The 16,983-nt window shown below is 74.6% G+C and carries 13 protein-coding genes; 6 read left to right on the top strand and 7 right to left on the bottom strand.

All coding sequences use genetic code 11. The features are described 5' to 3' along the window. The first annotated feature begins 83 nt into the window (after positions 1 to 83). Entirely contained in the window at positions 84 to 3,497 is a 3,414-nt protein-coding gene (locus tag ACGF7U_RS04135) for an ATP-binding protein (protein ID WP_393102672.1), read from the top strand. 129 nt (positions 3,498 to 3,626) lie between these two features. Here the strand turns inward: ACGF7U_RS04135 and ACGF7U_RS04130 are convergent, their stop codons facing one another. Next, positions 3,627 to 4,394 (bottom strand): SDR family NAD(P)-dependent oxidoreductase, encoded by a 768-nt coding sequence (locus ACGF7U_RS04130; RefSeq protein WP_393102670.1) that lies wholly within the window; start codon positions 4,392 to 4,394, stop codon positions 3,627 to 3,629. 258 nt (positions 4,395 to 4,652) lie between these two features. On the opposite strand from ACGF7U_RS04130, the gene ACGF7U_RS04125 reads away from it, so the two are divergent. Next, complete coding sequence (locus ACGF7U_RS04125; RefSeq protein ID WP_393102948.1) at positions 4,653 to 5,531, top strand: RNA polymerase sigma-70 factor; 879 nt, start codon at positions 4,653 to 4,655, stop codon at positions 5,529 to 5,531. Positions 5,532 to 5,837: 306 nt separating this feature from the next. Here ACGF7U_RS04125 and ACGF7U_RS04120 read toward each other — a convergent pair whose 3' ends face one another. The 3 genes from ACGF7U_RS04120 to ACGF7U_RS04110 are packed head-to-tail and all read right to left on the bottom strand — an operon-like array spanning position 5,838 to position 8,288. Next, complete coding sequence (locus ACGF7U_RS04120) at positions 5,838 to 6,695, bottom strand: ABC transporter permease (protein ID WP_393102668.1); 858 nt, start codon at positions 6,693 to 6,695, stop codon at positions 5,838 to 5,840. Continuing rightward, positions 6,692 to 7,705: an ATP-binding cassette domain-containing protein gene (locus ACGF7U_RS04115; protein ID WP_393102666.1), complete on the bottom strand. Its 1,014-nt coding sequence runs from the start codon at positions 7,703 to 7,705 to the stop codon at positions 6,692 to 6,694. The genes ACGF7U_RS04120 and ACGF7U_RS04115 overlap by 4 nt, the downstream gene beginning before the upstream one ends. A 28-nt stretch (positions 7,706 to 7,733) precedes the next feature. Further along, complete coding sequence (locus tag ACGF7U_RS04110; RefSeq protein ID WP_393102664.1) at positions 7,734 to 8,288, bottom strand: NADPH-dependent FMN reductase; 555 nt, start codon at positions 8,286 to 8,288, stop codon at positions 7,734 to 7,736. Positions 8,289 to 8,446: 158 nt separating this feature from the next. Between ACGF7U_RS04110 and ACGF7U_RS04105 the strand changes: the two genes are divergently transcribed. From ACGF7U_RS04105 to ACGF7U_RS04090, 4 genes are all read left to right on the top strand, one after another. After that, positions 8,447 to 8,947 carry a GNAT family N-acetyltransferase gene (locus tag ACGF7U_RS04105; RefSeq protein ID WP_393102662.1) on the top strand — a complete coding sequence of 167 codons (501 nt, stop codon included), beginning with the start codon at positions 8,447 to 8,449 and terminating at the stop codon, positions 8,945 to 8,947. A 205-nt stretch (positions 8,948 to 9,152) separates the two neighbouring features. After that, positions 9,153 to 9,677, top strand: coding sequence for a SigE family RNA polymerase sigma factor (locus ACGF7U_RS04100; RefSeq protein ID WP_393102660.1), 525 nt, complete (start codon positions 9,153 to 9,155; stop codon positions 9,675 to 9,677). Next, entirely contained in the window at positions 9,674 to 10,552 is an 879-nt protein-coding gene (locus ACGF7U_RS04095; RefSeq protein WP_393102658.1) for a hypothetical protein, read from the top strand. Before ACGF7U_RS04100 ends, ACGF7U_RS04095 begins: the two co-directional genes overlap by 4 nt. 113 nt (positions 10,553 to 10,665) lie before the next feature. Continuing rightward, positions 10,666 to 14,010 carry a S8 family serine peptidase gene (locus ACGF7U_RS04090; RefSeq protein ID WP_393102656.1) on the top strand — a complete coding sequence of 1,115 codons (3,345 nt, stop codon included), beginning with the start codon at positions 10,666 to 10,668 and terminating at the stop codon, positions 14,008 to 14,010. 241 nt (positions 14,011 to 14,251) lie between these two features. On the opposite strand, the gene ACGF7U_RS04085 is transcribed toward ACGF7U_RS04090, so the two are convergent. The 3 genes from ACGF7U_RS04085 to ACGF7U_RS04075 form a co-directional block, all read right to left on the bottom strand. Continuing rightward, the gene (locus ACGF7U_RS04085; RefSeq protein WP_393102654.1) at positions 14,252 to 14,989 is read right to left on the bottom strand and encodes a hypothetical protein; all 738 of its coding nucleotides are present in this window, start codon (positions 14,987 to 14,989) and stop codon (positions 14,252 to 14,254) included. Positions 14,990 to 15,027: 38 nt separating this feature from the next. Then, complete coding sequence (locus ACGF7U_RS04080) at positions 15,028 to 15,879, bottom strand: aldo/keto reductase (protein ID WP_393102652.1); 852 nt, start codon at positions 15,877 to 15,879, stop codon at positions 15,028 to 15,030. A gap of 115 nt (positions 15,880 to 15,994) precedes the next feature. After that, positions 15,995 to 16,951, bottom strand: a complete 957-nt coding sequence (locus ACGF7U_RS04075; RefSeq protein WP_393102650.1) for a LysR family transcriptional regulator — start codon at positions 16,949 to 16,951, stop codon at positions 15,995 to 15,997. Between the last annotated feature and the right edge of the window lie 32 nt (positions 16,952 to 16,983).

Here is a 16,983-nt window from a genome sequence, read left to right as displayed (position 1 = left end):
ACCGTTCGACGTGCCGTGGAATTTCCGGGTGGCGGGTCGGAGGCGGCGGGATGTCCGACGGTTCCGCTACCGTCGGGGGCGTCATGGAGCCGCGGTTCGGCGAGGTCATCGGGCGGGAGCACCCCGCGGGTCTGCTGCGCGCCGAGGTCGACCGGGCGGCCGCCAGCCACGGCGGCCTCGTCCTGGTCGCCGGCGAACCCGGCATCGGCAAGACCACGCTCGTCACCGCCGCCGCCCGGGAGGCCCGCCAGCGCGGCGCGCTGGTGCTCGGCGCGGCCTGCTGGGACTCCGACAGCGCGCCCGGCTACTGGCCCTGGGTGCAGGTGCTGCGCGGGCTGCGCCGCTCGCCCGACGACTGGGCGGTGGCCCGGGAGGCCGCCGAGCCGGGCCTGGCCGCCCTGCTCGGCGAGACGACCGGCGCGGCGGCCGACCGGAACATCCGCGAGGCGATCCGCGAGGCGATCGGCGGGCCGGCCGGCGGCAGCGGCGACGACCAGGCCGACCGGGAGGAGTTCGACCTCTACGACGCGGTGACCACCGCGCTGGTCGCGGTCTCCCAGCGCCGGCCGGTCATGGTCGTCCTCGACGACCTGCACTGGGCCGACCCCGCCTCCACGCGGCTGCTCCGGTTCGCCGCCCAGCACACCTGGTTCGAACGGCTGCTGCTGGTCGGCACCTACCGCGACGCCGAGGTGGAGGCCGCCGACCACCCGCTGCGCCCGCTGCTGATGCCGCTGGTGGCCAAGGCGACCAGCATCACCCTCACCGGCCTGTCCCGCGACGAGGTGGGCGCGCTGATGGCCCGCACGGCCGGCCGGGAGCCGGACGTCGACCTCGTCGACGAGGTGCACCGGCGCACCGGCGGCAACCCGTTCTTCGTGGAGCAGACCGCCCGGCTGTGGCGCACCGACGGCCAGGTGAGCACGATCGCCCCCGGCGTACGCGAGGCGGTGCGGCGGCGGCTCGCCCAGCTGCCCGCGCCGGTGGTCGAGGCGCTCACCGTGGCCGCCGTGCTGGGCCGCGAGTTCCACCGCCAGGTCCTCGCGGCCGGCGCGGGCGCCCCGGCGGCGCAGGTCGACCGGCTCCTCGACCGCGCGGTGACCGCCCGGCTCGTGCTGGCCCGTGGCGGCGGCCGCTTCGCCTTCGCCCACGACCTGGTCCGGGAGACGCTCTACGACGGGCTCACCGACGACGACCGGCGGTCCCGGCACGCCGCCGTGGTCCGGGCGGTCGACGGGTCGGCCGCGCTCGCCGAGCGACTGATCCCGGCCGACCTGGCCCGGCACGCCCACCTGGCCGGCGACGCGCTCGACCCGGCCCGCGCGACCGAACTGCTGCTCGCCGCCGCGCGGGACGCGAGCGGCCGGCTGGCCGTGGACGAGTCGATCGTCCACTTCCGCCGGGCGCTGGAGGTCGCCGAGGACCCGGCCCGGCGAGTGAAGATCATGGTCGAGCTGGGCCAACTGCTGTACCACTGCGGCGAGAACGGTGAGGCCCAGCGACTCGTCGCCGAGGCCGCCACGCTGGCGCTGACGGTCGACGATCCGGTGGTGCTGGCCCGCGCCGCCCTCACCGTCCACCGTCACCGCCACCAGTCCGGCTCCGCGCGCACCGCCGACGCGGACGGCCTGCTGCGGGAGGCGTACCGGCGGCTGATCGGCGAGCCGGACGCCACCGCCGGGGTCGGCACGCTGGTCACCGACCTGATCACCGCCACCGAGTCGCTCGCCCGGCGCGGCCACGACGACGAGGCGCTCACCTTCAGCCTGTGGGCCCGCCACGACACCACCTGGGGGCTCGGCACGGCCGCCGACCGGGCCGCCATCACCGCCGAGATCCGCGAGGTGGCGCGACGCACCGGCGACCGGGAGACCCAGCTCTGGGCGACCTCGCTGCGCTGGGTGGCGCTGCTGGAACTCGGCGATCCGCGGTACCACGACGAACTCACCACGTTCGTGACCGGAGCCCGCGAGGGCGACGCGCGGCACCGGATCGGCGCGACCGTCGACGACGGCATCATCGCCGGCTTCCGGGGCGACTTCACCCGCGCCGGCGAGCTGCTCGCCGAGCTGGACGAGATGTCGGAGTGGGGTCAGTCCGAGTCAGCCTTCATGGGGCACCACCTGCGCTGGTCGTGGCTGCTGCTGCAGGGCCGGCACGACGAGGCCGACACACTGCTCGACGGGCTGGACCCCGGCGACCATCCCTATCTGCCGGTGGTCCGGGCCATCACCGCGGCCGAGCGCGGCGACGGCGCGACAGCGCTGCGGCTGACCGCCGGGATCGAGGCCGACGGCACCACGTACAGCCAGATGGTGGCACCCCTGTGGCTGCGGCTGCGTGCCCAGGTCGCCGCCGTGACCCGCGACCCCGGCCGCTGCGCCGAGGCGCGGGAGACGCTGCGCCCGCACCGCGGGCAGTGGATGACGGCGTTGTTCGGCTGCGACGTCAGCGGCCCCGTCGACCACTGGCTGGCCGCTGTCGACGCGGCGGAGCGGCGCTGGGACGACGCGGTGGCCGGCTTCGCCGCGGCCCGCGACTCCGCCGACGCGATGGGTGCCCGGCCCTGGTCGGTGCTGGCCCGCGTCGCGCTGGCCGACGCGCTGACCGGGCGCGACCGCCCGGGCGACGTGGCGGCGGCCACCGCGCTGCGCGCCGCCGCCGTCCGGGACGCCGCCGCGCTCGGCATGCGCCAGGTGGCCGCCCGGTCGGTCGGGGCGCCCGCGCCGGTCGACCGGTCGGCGGGACGGCACCCGGCCGCCACGGACGGGCGGCGGCACGGAACCGCCGTGCCGGTCCCGGCCGCCGCACCGGTGCCGGCCGCCGCGCCCGCACCGGTGCCGGCCGCCGCGCCCGCACCGGTGCCGGCCGCCGGGGCCGCGCCGGTGGCGTCGGGGCCGCGGGGGTCGCTCCCGCCCGCCGGGTCCGTCGTCGGGCAGCCGCCGGTCGAGGCGTACGAGTTCCGCCGCGACGGCCCGGTCTGGCAGCTCGGCTACGCCGGCACCGTCGTGCACCTGCCCGACGCCAAGGGTCTGCACGACCTGCACCTGCTGCTGGGCCGGCCCGGCGTCGACGTGCCCGCCGTCGAACTGCTCGACCCGGCCGCCGGCCCGGAACTCGTCGCCGCCCGCCGGATGGGCGGCGACCCGGTCCTCGACGACGAGGCGAAGGCCCGCTACCGGCGCCACCTGGCCCGGCTCGACGCCGAGATCGACCGCGCCGCCGGCCGCGACGACGAGGCGAAGGTGGCCGCCCTCGACGCCGAGCGGGCGGCCCTGCTCGCGGAGCTGCGCGCCGCCGCCGGGCTGGCCGGCCGCAGCCGCCGCCTCGGCGACGAGGCGGAACGCGCCCGCAAGACCGTGACCGCCCGCATCCGCGACGTGCTGCGCAAGCTCGACGACCGGCACCCGGCGCTCGCCGCCCACCTGCGCGACACCGTCTCCACCGGCGGCACCTGCCGCTACCTCCCGACCGAGCCGCCCCCCTGGCGCCTGTGACGACCGCCACCGTCGCTGAGGCGTCGGGGCCCCGACGATGTCCGAGGGTGCGTTACCGGCAGGAGCGCACCCTGCCGGGGTCTCACCGAGGCGTCCATACCGTCCCTGTGCCGGTGTCCGGGGCGGGCATCACCAGGGCAGCGGGCCGTCCTCGCTGAAGAACCCGGCGCTCGGCCCGTCCGCGCCGAGCGTGGCCAGGCGCACCAGCACCGCGGCGCCCTGCGCGGGCGTGAGGTGCCCGGTGTGGTTGTTGATATCGGTGTCGACGTAGCCGGGGGCGGCGGCGTTGACGAGGATGCCGTCCTTCCGCAGTTCGTTGGCGTACTGCACGGTCAGCGAGTTCAGCGCGGTCTTGGAGGGCGTGTACGCGGCCGACGGCAGCAGCGCCGCGAACGGGCCGTCCGGGTCGCTGGTGAGGGTCAACGACGCGGCGTGACTGCTGACGTTGACGACGCGCGGCGCCGGCGACCGCCGGAGCAGCGGGAGCATGGCGTTGGTCACGGCGAGCACCCCGAACACGTTGGTTTCGAACACCGCCCGGACCATGTCCAGGTCGACGGAGCTGGGAACCTGGTCGGTGGCGTCGGCGGGCGAGACCTGCCCGGAGCCGGTGATGCCGGCGTTATTGATCAGCACGTCGAGGTGGCCGAAGCGCTCCTCGACCTGCCGCGCGGCCGCCCGAACGGTGGCCGCGTCGGCGACGTCCAGGGTGATCGCGTGGGCGTCGCCGCCTGCCGCGCGCAGCGCCGCGGCGGCCTCCTCGCCGCGCCGCGGGTCTCTGGCGCCGATCAGGACCGTCATGCCCAGCGCGGCGAGCTGCTCGGCGGCCGCGCGGCCGATCCCCTTGTTCGCCCCGGTGATCAGCGCGACCGTCCGGTGTGTGGTCTGCTCGTTCACAGCCAAGCTCCTCTTCGTGGAGTTGCGTGCCGCACGGATCGTTCGCGCGGCGTCCCTACGGACATGGAGATGGCGGCGCTCCACTTCTTGTGACAGCGCGACGGCGAGACGCACGTCACCGGTCAGGGGTGTCACAGGATGGCGGACACCGGCGTCTGGTGGGTGGCACGGGCGGAAGCGGACAGGCGGGAGCCAGCCATGAGCGAGCAGGGCGAGCGAGCAACGGACGTCAGCGGGTTGCCGGCCGGTGGCGATCCCATGGTGTCGGCTACCGACGCGTTCCTTGCCCACCGCAACCTGCTCTTCACCGTCGCCTACGAGATGCTGGGCTCGGCCGTCGACGCGGAGGACGTCCTGCAGGAGACCTGGTTGCGGTGGGTCGGCGTCGACCTCGACGCCGTGCAGGACCACCGTGCGTACCTGTTCCGAATCACCACCCGCCAGGCGCTCGACCGGTTGCGGACGCTGCGCCGCCGCAGGGAGTACTACGTCGGTCCATGGTTGCCCGAGCCGCTGCTGACCGCGCCCGACGTGGCCGAGGACGTCGAGTTGGCCGACAGCGTCTCGATGGCGATGCTGCTGGTGCTGGAGATCCTCACGCCGACCGAACGGGCGGTGTTCGTGCTGCGCGAGGTTTTCGATCTGGGATATGACGAGATCGCGGCAGCCGTCGACAAGAGCCCTGCCGCGGTCCGCCAGATCGCCCACCGGGCACGGGGACACGTCGCCGCGCGGCGACCTCGCGGGGCGGTTTCGCCGGGCCAGGCCCGAGACGCGCTCGTCGCGTTTCAGCGGGCGATCGAAACCGGCGACCTGCGACACCTGCTCGACATCCTCGCGCCGGACGTCGTCTTCCTGACCGACGGTGGTGGGATCGTGCGGGCCGCGGTGACGCCCGTCGTGGGCGCAGACACGGTGGCCCGACTGCTCGCCGCCGGGTCGGGCAGGATCGCCGACAGGCTGTCGCTGCGGCCGGTACAGGTCAACGGTCACCCGGCGCTCATCCTTCGGCGTGACGGCGAGATCGACACCGTCGTGGCGGTGCGCGTCGACGACGGCCTCGTCACGGGGCTCTACGCCGTGCGTAATCCCGAGAAGCTGTCGCGTGTCGATCGGGAGATCGCCTTGAGCCGCTGAACGTCAGCGCGATTCCAACCGGCGGCAGCGGGTTCGTCGACTGGAGGGCGCCGCTGCCGGTGCGGCTGCGGCTGCCGGACGGGCAGGGTGTCCTCGTCGTCGCCGAGGGCGCGGCGCTGAGCCACCGGGTCGGCGCCGGGCGGTGGCACGATGCCGGGCGCGGCGCTGCTACCCGCCGACGCCACCCCAGGTACGCGTCACCACCGCCGGCGCCACGACCACCACCGTCCGGGTCGACTCCTAACCGGCCAGCGGGATCGGCGGCGGGCACCGCCACATCCGTGGCGGTGCCCGTCGCCGGGCGGATCAGCGGCGGTTGTAGCGGTACATGGTGAGGGTGCCGAAGACGACCACGAACGCGGCGCTCCACGCCAGCGTCCACATCGTGCTCGACGCGTCCGACGCCCCCGACATCACCGCCCGCACCGACGCCACGAGCTGGGTGATCGGGTTGACCTTCACGAACGCCTGCAACCAGCCGGGCATGGTGGCCGGCTCGACGAAGACGTTGCTCAGGAAGGTCAGCGGGAACAGCACCATCATGCTCACCCCCATCACCGACTTCTCGCTGCGCAGCACCAGGCCGAAGAACGTCCAGACCCAGGAGAACGCGAACGAGAAGACCACCAGCAGGCCGATGCCGCCCAGCACCCCGAGCAGCCCGCCGTCGGGGCGGAAGCCCAGCGCCAGCCCGACGCCGAGGATGACCACGGCGGCCAGCACGTAGCGCAGCACGTCGCCGAAGATCATGCCGACCAGCGCGGCGGGCCGCCACACCGGCAGCGTCCGGAACCGGTCGAAGACGCCCTTCTCGATGTCGGTGTTCAGGCCGACCCCGGTGTACATGGTGATCATCACGACGCTGGTCACCATGATCCCCGGCAGGAAGAACTGCAGGTAGTCGCGCGGACTGTCGGCGAGGGCGCCGCCGAACAGGTACGTGAACATCAGCACCATGATGATCGGGAACGCCGTCACGTCGAACAGCTGCTCCGGCACGTGCTTGATCTTCAGCATGGCGCGCCAGCCGAACGTCAGCGACGCCGACAGCGGGCTCGGTCGGGCCGGCCGGGCGCCGGGCGCGAGGACGGTCGACAGCGCCTCCGCCGACGGTACGTAGACCGACGGCGCCGGCCCGGTCGTGGTGGTGGCGTTGCTGCTCATCGGGCTGCCTCCAGCTGCTCGTCCCGCTCGTCGGCGCCGACCGCCGGGTGGTCGGTCAGGGCCAGGAAGACCTCGTCCAGGCTGGGCTGGCCGAGGGAGAAGTTGTCCACGACGATGCCGGCGCGGGCCAGGTCGCCGAGCACCCGGGCGGCCTGCTCGCTGGCGTCGAGCTCGCCGCCCTCGCCGCCGACCCGGGCGGTCAGCGCCACCGGGTCGGGTTCGAGCTGCACCGGCACGTCCAGCGCCGCACGCAGCAGCCGCTCCGCGTCGGGCCGCTGGTGCGCGTCGCGCAGTCGCAGGTGGACGGTGCCGGACCCGACGGACGCCTTCAGCTCGCCCGGGGTGCCCTCCGCGATCACCCGGCCGTGGTCGACCACCGCGATCCGGCCGGCCAGCTGGTCGGCCTCGTCCAGGTACTGCGTGGTCAGCAGCACCGTGGTGCCGTGCGCCACCACCGCCCGGACGATCTCCCACACCTGGTTGCGGCTGCGCGGGTCCAGACCCGTCGTCGGCTCGTCCAGGAACAGCAGGTCCGGGGTGTTGAGGATGCTCGCCGCGATGTCGATGCGCCGCCGCATGCCGCCCGAGTACTTCTTGACCTGCCGCTCGGCCGCGTCGGTCAGCCCGAACGCGGCGAGCAGACCCTCGGCCCGCTCCCGGGCGGCCGGCTTGCGGTGCCCGAGCAGCCGGCCGAGCAGGATCAGGTTCTCCAGCCCGGTCAGGTCCTCGTCCACGGATGCGTACTGGCCGGTGAGGCTGACCCGGGACCGCACGGCGTCGGCCTCGTCCACCACGTCGTGCCCGAACACCCGCGCCCGCCCGCCGTCCGGGCGCAGCAGCGTCGCCAGCACCCGTACCGCCGTGGTCTTGCCGGCCCCGTTGGGGCCGAGCACCCCGTAGACGGTGCCGGCGGGCACCGTGAGGTCCAGGCCGTCCAGCGCCCGGGTGTCCCCGAACGACTTGGCCAGGCCCTCGGCCTCGATGGCCGGGCCGGTGCTGCGTCTATTCATGATCCCTACCCTTTCCTTCGCGAAACTGTCAGGAGACGTACGGGCGCGCGGCGCGGCCGTCGCGCAGTGCCAGGCCCCACCAGCACAACTGGTCGAGCAGGACGCGGGCGGCGCGGCGCAGCTGGTCGGTGGCCAGCGGCGTCGGCTCGCCGCAGAGCAGGTCCACGCCGACGACGTCGCGCATCGTGACGGCGTGCAGGGCGGTGAAGACGGTCCGGAGCTGGTCGACGGCGTGCAGGCCGAACGAACCACAGCCGTACGACACGAAACCGACCGGCTTGGCCTGCCACTCGTCGTACGCGTAGTCGATCGCCTGTTTCAACGACGCGGGGAAGCTGTGGTTGTACTCCGGGGTGACCACGACGAACGCCTCCGCCCGGCCCACCTCTTCGGCGAACGACCGCATCGCCGGGGTCGGCTCCGCCGGATAGCCGGCGGGGAAGTCGTAGTCGGCGAGGTCGACCACCGTCACCGCCAGCCCGTCGTGCCGCTCCGCCCGGTCGACGAACCAGCGGGCGACCCGGTCGCCCGCCCGGCCCTCCCGCGTGCTGCCGATGATCACGGCGAGCCGCAGTGCCTCCATGGTTCCTCCTCCCGGCTGCTCCGGTCCCACCCGACAGGCGCGAGACGGCGCCCGGCGGTCCGCGAGATCCGATCTGGCGGCCCCGCCAGGCGCCGCCGCGCGCGCCGGGGTGTCGGTGGCGGCTGCTTGACTGCACCCGAAGGAAGAGGGGGGACCCGATGACCGACGTGCGCATCGAGCCGTGGCGCGAAGACGACCTCGACCTGCTGCGGCGGCTCAACACGCCGGAGATCCGGGCGCACACCGGCGGCCCGGAGACCGAGGAGCAGGTCGTCGCCCGGCACGGGCGCTATGTGCGCTTCGGCGACACCGGCCAGGGCCGCATGTACGCGGTGACGCTGCCCGACGGGGTCCGGGTGGGCAGCGTCGGGTACTGGGAGCGAGAGTGGCGCGACCAGCGGGTCTACGAGCTGGGCTGGGCAATCCTGCCCGGGTGGCAGGGCCGGGGCCTGGCGACCGCGGCGGTGCGCGCGGCGGTGGCCGTGGCCCGCGCCCGGCGGACCCACCGCTACGCGCACGCCTACCCGTCGGTCCACAACGCCCCGTCCAACGCGGTCTGCCGCAAGGCGGGCTTCACCCTGCTCGGCGAGACGGAGTTCGAGTTCCCGCCCGGGCACCTCATGCGCTCCAACGACTGGCGGATCGACCTGACCGCGTAGGCCGGCAGGCGCGGCCCGCACCGACCGGGCCGGCCACGAGGCCACCGGGCCCGCTACGAGGCCGCCGGGCCGACCAGAGGGCCGCCGGACGGGTGACACACGGCGGCGCCCGGCGGGCCGCGTCGGGATCTTTCGCGGTGATCCTCGATACCGCTCAACCCGGCGCCCCGACCCGTCGTCCTTGGTGGCGACGGAAGGAGAGCCCGTGCGCTGGAGGAAGAGCTTCGAGGGTTTGGACACCCTCGTGGCTGAACGGGGCGAAGCCCTGCTGGCCACGGCGGTGCTGCTGACCGGCAGCCGCGCCGCCGCCGAGGATCTGCTGCAGGCGGCGCTGGAGCGGCTGATGCGGCACTGGAACCGGGTGCGCGGCGACAAGGAGGGATACCTGCGCCGCACGATGTACCACCTCGCGATCGACCAGTGGCGCAGCCGCAAGCGACGGCCGGAGGTGCTGGCCAGCGTGGAGCCGCCGGGCCGCTCCGACGGCACGGACGCCCTGGACCTGCGGCAGGCGCTCGTCCAGGCGGTGGCCACGCTGCCGCCGCGCCAGCGGGCAGTCCTGGTGCTGCGCTACTGGGAGCAGATGAGCGAGGCGGAGGCCGCCGAGACGCTCGGCTGCTCGATCGGCACCGTCAAGTCCACCGCCTCCCGGGGGCTGTCCCGCCTCCGCGAGGTCACGGCTGCCTGGGCGGTCGACGACGCCCCGGCCTGGAAGGGAGCGGGAAGATGAACACCGACATCGAAGACAAGCTGATCGACGGCATGCGGCGGGAGGTCGCGGGCGTCACGCTGACCGCGGACATCCTCGGCGCGGCGAGCCGGCGCCACCACCGCCGGACGGCGCTGCTGCGGGCGACGTACGCCACGGGTGTGCTGGGCCTGGCCGGGGTGACCGCCGTGGTCCTGACGGTCGGCGGGGGCGGGCAGCCGGGGCCGACGACGGCACGGCCCCCGGCCGCCACCGCCACCGCCGAGTCGCCCCGCATGGCGCTGGTCGCCGCGGTGACGGCCAGCGAGAACGTCAGCTACCGGATGCGCCTGACGACCAGCGCCGGGCTGACGTACGAGGGCGCGTTCGACCCGAGGACCGCCACCGGGTACGTCCGTCAGCCGCAGGACGACTCGGTCATGACCGAACTGCTGATCAACGGCACCAGGTACGTCGGCGGCGAACCGCCGCTGGGCCGGCCGCCGGCCGACAAGGCGGGCCCGGGGGAGACGTACGGGCGCTACGGACAGTACCCGGGCAAGCACGACCGGCTGTCCCTCTACTCCGACGGGAACACGGTGCTGGGCGCCACGGCGCCCGACCCGGCGGCGCTGTTCGGGGCGCTGAAGGACGCGAACGCGACCGTCACGCAGCGGCCGGACGGCACGCTGCACTTCGAGTACGCCACGCAGTCCAAGGACGGCTCGACGACCACGTCCGGCGACGTCACGCGTGGCGCCGACGGCCGGGTCGCCAAGGTGGCGCTCACCGGCACCTGGCAGTCGACGGCGAAGGGCCGGCTCGACACCGGCACGTACGCCGCCACGCTCGAACTCTTCGACTACGGCGTCGAGGTGAAGGTGCAGCGCCCGGCCGACGTGGTCATGGCGAAGTAGGTCCATCTCCGGGGAGCGGGCACAGCGGCCGTTCCCCGCTCCGAGGCAGGGCTGTCCGCGACCGGACGGGTCGCGGGCAGCGCTGCCTCCCGTACAGGCAGCAGAGGAGCGACATGCACCTACGACGTTGGCTTGCCGCCCTGGCGGTCGGCGCTGTCACCATTCCCGGGGCGATCGGGGGGCCGGCGGGCGCGGCACCCGGCACGGGGGCTGGGGCCGGTGGCGGCAGACCCGGGATCGGACCACCGGACTCCGGGGGGCAGGCACAGAACTGGATCACGCTGATCACGGGGGATCGGATCCTTCTCGGCGACGGGCCGGCCGGCGAGCGGGTGCTCGCCACGAAGCCGGCCGAGGGCCGCGAGAAGGTGGCGTTCCGCCAGTTCGAGGAGCGGGGCGACCTGATGGTGATCCCGTCCGACGCGGGACCGCTGGTCGCCGCCGGCACCGTCGACCGCAGGCTGTTCAACGTCTCCAGGCTCGTCGAGCTCGGCTACGGTGACCGGACCCGCACGGACATACCCCTGATCGTCACCAGGACGGCCGGATCCCGGACCGCCGCCCTGGACGTGATGGCAGCCGCGGGCGTACCGGCGGGCCGGAACCTGCCGAGCGTGCGGGGCGAGGCGGTCCGCGCGGACAAGGCCGTGGCCGGCCGGCTCTGGTCCGGGCTGCGCGGCCGGCCCGGAGAGCGCGGCCTCGCGACCGGCATCGCCGGGGTCGCCCTGGACGGACCGGTGCGGGCCAGCCTGGAGCACAGCGTGCCGCAGATCGGCGCATCGGCGGCCTGGCAGGCCGGGCACACCGGGCGGGGCGCGACGGTGGCGGTGCTGGACACCGGGATCGACACGACCCATCCCGACCTCGCCGACGCGGTCGTCGGGTCGATGGACTTCACCGCAAGCGAGAGCGGCGTGACGGACCGGGCCGGCCACGGTACGCACGTCGCCGGCATCGTCACCGGCAGCGGCGCGGCCTCGGGCGGCCGGCACACCGGCGTGGCCCCGGATGCCCGGCTGCTCAACGGCAAGGTCCTCGACGACAACGGCGCCGGCTCCGAGTCGGAGGTGCTGGCCGGCATGGAGTGGGCGGTCGCGACGGGCGCCGACGTGGTGAACATGAGCCTCTCCAGCCAGTACCCGGGCGACGGGACCGGGGTGCTGGACGAGGCCGTCAACCGGCTGAGCGCGGAGTCCGACGCGCTCTTCGTGGTCGCCGCCGGCAACTCCGGGCCGCGACAGGGGTCGATCAGCAGTCCCGGCACCGCCGACGCGGCGCTGACCGTCGGGGCGGTCTCCCGGCACGACGAGCTGGCAGAGTCGTCCGGCCGTGGGCCCAGGCCAGGCGACAGCGCGATCAAGCCCGACGTCACCGCGCCGGGCGCGGAGATCATCGCCGCCCGTGCTGCGGGCACGGAACGCGGTACGCCCGTCGACGACCGATACACGGCCATGTCGGGCACGTCGATGGCGGCGCCACACGTCGCGGGCGCGGCGGCGGTCCTGGCCGGGCAGCGGCCGGACCTGACCGGCGAGGACCTCAAGGCCCTCCTGACGGGCACGGCCGTGCCCACGGACGGGCTGACCGTGTACGAGCAGGGTGCGGGGCGGGTGGATGTGTCGCGCGCCGTCCGGCAGGGCGTCCACACCGAGCCGGCGAGCGTGAGCAACGGGATCGCGCGCTGGCCGCACCACGACGACGCGCCGGTCCAGCGGGCTGTCACGTACCGGAACACGACCGACGCCGCCGTGACTCTCGACCTGACGGTAGACGTCCGCGACCCGTCCGGGGCACCCGCGCCCGCCGGGATGTTCGCGGTCGGCCCACCCCGGGTCACCGTGCCGGCGGCGGGCAGCGTCGCCGTGACGCTCGTGACCGACACCTCGGTGTCCGCCCCGGACGGCACCTACAGCGGGTCGCTGGTCGCGACGGGGCCGGACGGGCAGGTCGTCCGCACCCCGGTGGGGGTCGTCCGCGAGGCCGAGAGCTACGACGTCACGATGACGTTTCTGGACCACGACGGCAAGCCGACACCCAGCTACTGGCTCTCGCTCGCCGACGTCGCGGGCCCCGGCTGGCACGCGCCCTACGACCCGTCCGGCAGGGTGGTCGTGCGCCTGCCCCGGGGCGAGTACCAGTTGGGCGCGTCCATACAGACCGCCAGCCGCGGTGAGGAGGGATTCCTCGACACCCTCGTGCACGAACCGGCGCTCACCGTCGCCGGGGACCGGACGCTGACCTTCGACGCCCGGGAGGGCAAGCCCTTCGGCGCGATCGTGGATCGTCCGGCCCGACGGGTGCTGACGTGGGTCGGGTTCGCCCGCCAGGCCGGACCGGGCGGATTCAGCGAAAGCTACTCGGGCTGGGACATGGCGCATCTGCGGGTGCGCCCCTCCGCCACCCGGGCGCCGGCTGACCAGTTCGAGTTCCAGGTCAGGGCGACCCTCGCGGAACCGGACGGCGCCGGGGGGATCCATCCGTACCTCTACCACGTCAGGTGGTCCGCTCACGGGCAGGTGCCGGCCGACCTGACGCCCCGGGTGCGCGACCAGGACCTTGCCGTCGTCCACACGAGCCTGGCCGCGCTCGGCGCGGGCAAGCGGGTGGGCAAGGACAATCCGCTCGTCTCGCTCCCGGCGCCGGCGAGGATCACCGAATACTTCACTCCGGGTGTGCCGTGGTCGGTCGACTGGGGCCAGTACGGGTCGGACGAGCCGGACTGGCCGGAGGCATGGCTCGCCACCGGTACGCCCCGGACCTACCGGCTCGGTCCGCCGGTGGTCGAGCGGTGGTACGTCGGGGTGTTCGGACCCGCGCTCCCGGCGGGCGAGACCTGGGTGGGCCGCAGGGGCGACGCGATCGAGGTGGACGCCCCGCTCTTCGCCGATCAGGCGCCCGACCGCCGCGGCAGCTCCCGCCTCGGCAGCACCCGGATCGGCCTGTGGCGGGACGGTCGGCAGATCGGCGGGTCCGAGGGCGCCTACGGCTACTTCGGCGTCCCGGCCGACCCGGGGACGTACCGGCTCGAAATCGAGTCGACCCGCCCGACGTCCGACCTGTCCACCCGCGTCGACTCGGCATGGACCTTCCGGTCCGAGCGGGCGGGCACCGACGACCCGAAGGCCCCGGCGACGCCGGTCCCCCTGATGGCGGTGCGGTTCGCGCCCGTGTTGAACGACCGCAACCAGGCACCCGCCGGGCGGCTGTTCGACGTGCCCGTCTACGTCCAGCGGCAGGCGGGAGCGGAGTACGGCACCATGACCGACCTCACGGTGCAGGTCTCGTACGACGACGGCGCCACCTGGCGTCGGGTGCCGCTGACGGGGAGCGGCCTGAACCGGACCGCCCACCTGGCGCATCCGGCCCGCCCCGGCTTCGTCTCGCTGCGGACCAGCGCGACCGACTCGGCCGGCAACAGTGTGCGGCAGACCGTCATCCGCGCATACGCGACGCGGTGAGCGGGCGGACCCGCCCGGGTGGTGCGACGGTCGACCACCCGGGCGGGCCCGGCGCCCCGGCCGCCCGGCCGTGCACCGGACATGGCCCGCCAGCGGGTCACCAGGGCAGCACGCCGTAGCCCCCGCCGGCGCGGCCGGTGGCTGGTGCTGCGGAACCAGGACTCGGTGGGCCGGATCTGATCCGGGGGGCCGCCGGCGGGGGGCGGGGCGGCCGCGGCCGCGCCCGCCCCGCGGCGTGTGCTCAGGCGGCCTTCGCCAGGGCGGCGGTCGCCAACGGGGCCACCTTGGCGAGCAGTTCGGTGCCGGCGGCCAGGTCGCCGTCGCCCGCCGAGACGTCCACCTGGAGCACGAAGTTGCCCCGGGTCATGAACAGCGTGCACTGGTGGCGGGTCGCCTCGCCGATCAGCTTCTCACAGAAGGTGATCACGTCCGGCCCGTTCGGCACCGGCGGGGGCGTGGGTCGCACGATCACCGACGTGCGTCCGTCGTTCGGCACCTCGTACCTGTCGCAGCTCTTGAGCACGGACCGCAGTTCGTCGGCGAGCTTGCGGCCGGGCACCTTGAGGTAGCCGACCACGTACTGCCGGATCCACACGGTCTCACCGTCCCAGACCCGTTCCCGGTGGGCGGTGCGCCTGCGGTCCGAGGGCAGGCTGTCCCGGCAGAGGGAGATGAGCTTCCACGCCTCGCTGTTCTCCTCGGTGTGCTCCGCCGTCTCCGGGTGGAACTGCGTGTCCAGCTTCAGCATCGCCGCGGTGACCCGGGTGCGTGTCTCCGCGGTGGAGGTCGGGGCCGGGCGCGGGGGCTGCGCCGTCGGCGGGGCGGCGGTCGGGGCGGCGGACCAGCGGGGTGTGTCGGCGGCGCGGCTGGGAGCGCAGGCGGCCGGCCCGACCAGGGCCAGCACCGACAGGAGGACCAGGGGCGTGCGGCGCATCATCGCGGCGGCGCTGTCCTTTCGTACGGGTGGGAGGGGGTCCATCGGGCCCCCTCCTACCTGCGCCGTTCCGCCGCCCCGCGTTACGCGGGGACGTAGTCGAAGGTGTCCGGATCCGGGCCCTGCCGGCCGGCCTCGCCCCGGTCCAGCCCGGTGATCCGCTCCATCGCCGTGTCGTCCAGCTCGAAGTCGAAGATCCGGAGGTTCTCCTCGATCCGCTGCGGAGTGGTCGACTTCGGGAAGACGATGTCGCCGCGCTGCACGTGCCAGCGCAGCACCACCTGGGCCGGGGTCCGGCCGACCTGCTCGGCGACGTCGACGACGGTCGGGTCGTCGAGCACCTTGCCCTGCGCGATCGGCGACCACGCCTCGGTCAGGATGTTGTGCGCCCGGCCGTAGGCGCGCACCTCCTCGTTGCCGAAGTACGGGTGCACCTCGATCTGGTTGACCGCCGGCGCCACCTCCGACTCGGCGGCCAGCCGCTCCAGGTGCGCCACCTGGAAGTTCGACACCCCGATCGAGCGGGCCCGGCCGTCGTGCTGGAACTCCTCCAGCGCCTTCCACGTGGAGACGAAGTCACCGTCGTACAGGGTGGGCAACGGCCAGTGGATCAGGAACAGGTCGATGTAATCCATCTTCAGCGCGGCCAGCGTCGACTCGAACGCCTTGCGGGCTTCGTCGGGCCGGTGGAAGCCGTTGTTCAGCTTGCTGGTCACGAAGACCTCGTCGCGGCCCAGCCCCGACTCGCGGATCGCGCGGCCCACCTCGGCCTCGTTGCCGTACATCTCGGCGGTGTCGATGTGCCGGTAGCCGACCTCCAGGGCCTTGCGGACCGCCGCGACGGTGTCCTTCGGGTCGATCTGGAACACCCCGAAGCCGAGCTGCGGGATGGTGTTGCCGTCGTTCAGGGAGATGTCGGGGATCACGTTCGCCATCGTGGCTCCTTCGCCGGTCGTTCACGAGGCCGGGTGCGCGGAAGCGCTTCCACGCCCGGCGGGCCGTTACCTGGCGTACCCCTGATCGCCGCCCTCCCAACCGGTGAGCCCGGCCTCAGGTCGGCTCGTCGAAGAGCACGGGCCAGGGCCGGGGCGCCGGCACGGGCGGCGGCGCCGGGGGCGTGGGCCCGTCGGCCAGCACCTCCGCCGCGAGCTGCCCGAACATCGGCGCGGCGGGATGCGCGCCCCGGCGCGGCCACGCCGCCGAGGTGCGTTTGACCAGCGGCGACCCGGCGATCGGCCGCCAGGCGATCCGAGGCTCCCGGCGGGCCGTCGCCGCCGGCTCGACGGCGACCCCGCCGCCAGCCAGCACCAGCCCGAAGAGGAACTCCGGGTTGCGCGCCGGGCGGACCCGCCCCGGCGCGAACCCGTGCCGGCGGCAGACGTCGAGCAGGTGGTCGTGCCAGCCGGGCGCGGTCGCCCGGGGCGCGGTCACCAGGTCCAGGCCGGCCAGCGCCGCGAGGTCCACCTCCCGCGGGCGGGCCAGCGGCGAGGCCCGCGGCAGCAGCACCCCCAGCGGTACGTCGACGGCGGCGCCGAGGCGCAGCCCGTCGTCGGTGACGGGGTGGTGCAGCAGGCCGACGTCCAGCCTGCCCTCGGCCAGCATCCGCTCCTGCTCGCCGCTGGTCAGCTCGTGCAGGTCCACGTCGAGCCCGGGCGCCCGCTCGGCCAGCCGGTCGAGCAGCTCGCGCAGGGTCACCGCGGGCGTCTCCGGCGGGACTCCCGCCCGGAGCACCCCGGACACCCCCTCGCGTACCTGGCGCATCAGGTTGCGCAGCCGGCCCTCCCCGGCGAGCAGCTCCTCGGCCTCGCCGAGCAGCAGCTGACCGGCGGTGGTCAGGCGTACCTGGCGGCGGGACCGGTCGAACAGCTCGACCGCCAGCTCCCGCTCCAGGCGCTGCACCGACTGGCTCAGCGGCGGCTGGGCCATGCCGAGCAGTTCGGCGGCCCGACCGAAGTGCAGCTCGCGGGCGACCACCACGAAGTGCCGCAGGTGCCGGAGCAGGTCCACGGCCGGACCCTACGCCAGCGCCGCGGCGCGGG

It is taken from the genome of Micromonospora sp. NPDC047670 (assembly GCF_043204915.1).
Taxonomy (GTDB): Bacteria; Actinomycetota; Actinomycetes; order Mycobacteriales; family Micromonosporaceae; genus Micromonospora.
Note: the sequence above shows the minus strand (reverse complement) of the source record. Positions and strands in the feature narration are given on the sequence as shown.